Here is a 1,746-nt window from a genome sequence, read left to right as displayed (position 1 = left end):
GCCTGATTTGGCCATTTTTTATGATTCTTTTCGTTGAATAGCTCGCTATTCGCCTCAAATAATCATAAAAACTGTCTCAAACCGGACTTTTCCTCGCTACGGTCGGCTAAGTCCGACAGGCTCCTAGCTGCCCTTAAGTCTTCCATGGCTCTTAAAGCCAGGGTAAAGCGAGAGGGGAGCTGGATAGATCTTCCTGCCCGTGAGCTCGTTCCCGGAGATATTGTTCATATAGAAAATGGAGACATTGTGCCGGCAGATTGTCTGCTCTGTGATGGTAAATACCTGAGTGTTGATCAGGCTGCTTTGACAGGGGAGTCTCTGCCTGTGGATAAAATTGTCAATGACACCCTTTATTCAGGCTCTGTCATTAAACAGGGGAATATGCAGGCACTGGTGACCAGTACGGGGAGCAAAACATTTTTTGGAAATACGGCAAAACTGGTTCAAACCGCAGGAAATGTCTCTCACTTTCAGGAGTCTGTGCTGGGTATTGGCAAGTTTCTTATCTATGGCACTCTGCTTTTCTCTGTTCTCATCATTGCCAAGGAGTTGTATCAGTAAGCTCCTGTCTTAAACATTATTGAGCTGGTTCTAGTGCTGGTTATTGCTTCTATACCGGTAGCGATGCCAGCAGTGTTGTCTGTGACCATGGCTCTGGGTGCTTTATTGCTATCGAAAAAGAAAGCAATTGTTTCGCACTTGCAAGCGATAGAGGAGCTGGCCAGTGTTGATATCCTCTGCTCCGATAAGGCAGGAACCCTGACCCAGAACAAACTGACTTTCGGGGAGCCCGTTCTGTATGCAGCAGAAACGCCCGAAGTCTTGAATCTGACTGCTGCCATGGCATCAAGCCCTGATGGTAAAGATGCTATCGATTCCCTGATTTGTAGTTCCATCTCAGATGAGCTCATGCACGGGTTTGAACAGCTTGATTTTGTCCCATTTGACCCAGTCAGCAAACGAAGTGAAGCTTCCATTAAAGAGGGTGAAAGCCACTATAGAGTGTCCAAGGGAGCACCTCAGGTCATTATTGATTTATGTAAAGACAGTAATGAAATCAGGCAGGATGCATTGGACCATGTCCGAAGAATGGCGGAAAAAGGACTTCGGACATTGGGGGTTGCAAGAACCGATGAGAATGGGCACTTCCAGCTGGCAGGGCTGCTGACATTATTTGATCCGCCCAGGGAGGATTCTAAAGAGGTGATTACTCAGGCCAGAGCGTATGGTCTGGAGGTAAAAGTGGTTACCGGAGATGATCTGGCGATAGGCAGGGAAATTTCCCATCAGCTGGGTCTGGGTACTGAATTGCTGGCCGCTGATGACCTCTTTGATGAGCAAACGGATATGGAGCATCTGCCAGACTCTGTCAGGAACACTATTGTTGGTGCTGAAGGTTTTGCCAGAGTCTTTCCGGAGCACAAATACGGCATTGTGAAGAACTTGCAAAAGTCAGGCTTTGTCGTCGCCATGACGGGTGATGGAGTCAATGATGCACCGGCACTCAAGCAGGCAGATGTGGGGATTGCCGTTTCTGGTGCAACCGATGCAGCCCGGGCTGCAGCTGATTTGATTCTGACACTGCCCGGGTTGTCAGTCATTATCCAGGCTGTAGAGGAGGCTCGATGTATAGGAATTTCAAAGCACAGGTAGAACACCTTTCGTCGTATAGTTTTGCCGGATTTTCCTGAGAAGCAGTCAGGCTGTTTTCCCTGATTCTAAAAAACATCAGTTTTACAGGTAATG

2 protein-coding genes are annotated in these 1,746 nt (G+C 47.8%); both read left to right on the top strand.

The features are described from left to right. Positions 1–144: 144 nt before the first annotated feature. Positions 145–561, top strand: a complete 417-nt coding sequence (locus ACR2PX_RS16785) for a hypothetical protein (protein WP_434000509.1) — start codon at positions 145–147, stop codon at positions 559–561. Between the two features lie 33 nt (positions 562–594). Continuing rightward, positions 595–1,653 carry an HAD-IC family P-type ATPase gene (locus tag ACR2PX_RS16780; protein ID WP_434000508.1) on the top strand — a complete coding sequence of 353 codons (1,059 nt, stop codon included), beginning with the start codon at positions 595–597 and terminating at the stop codon, positions 1,651–1,653. The last annotated feature ends 93 nt before the right edge of the window (positions 1,654–1,746 follow it).

The organism is Endozoicomonas sp. (assembly GCF_051008435.1).
Classification (GTDB): domain Bacteria; phylum Pseudomonadota; class Gammaproteobacteria; order Pseudomonadales; family Endozoicomonadaceae; genus Endozoicomonas_A.
Note: the sequence above shows the minus strand (reverse complement) of the source record. Positions and strands in the feature narration are given on the sequence as shown.

Coding starts and splice junctions, on each gene's coding strand:
- ACR2PX_RS16785 (WP_434000509.1), top strand. CDS start 145: ATGGCTCTTAAAGCCAGGGTAAAGCGAGAGGGGAGCTGGATAGATCTT.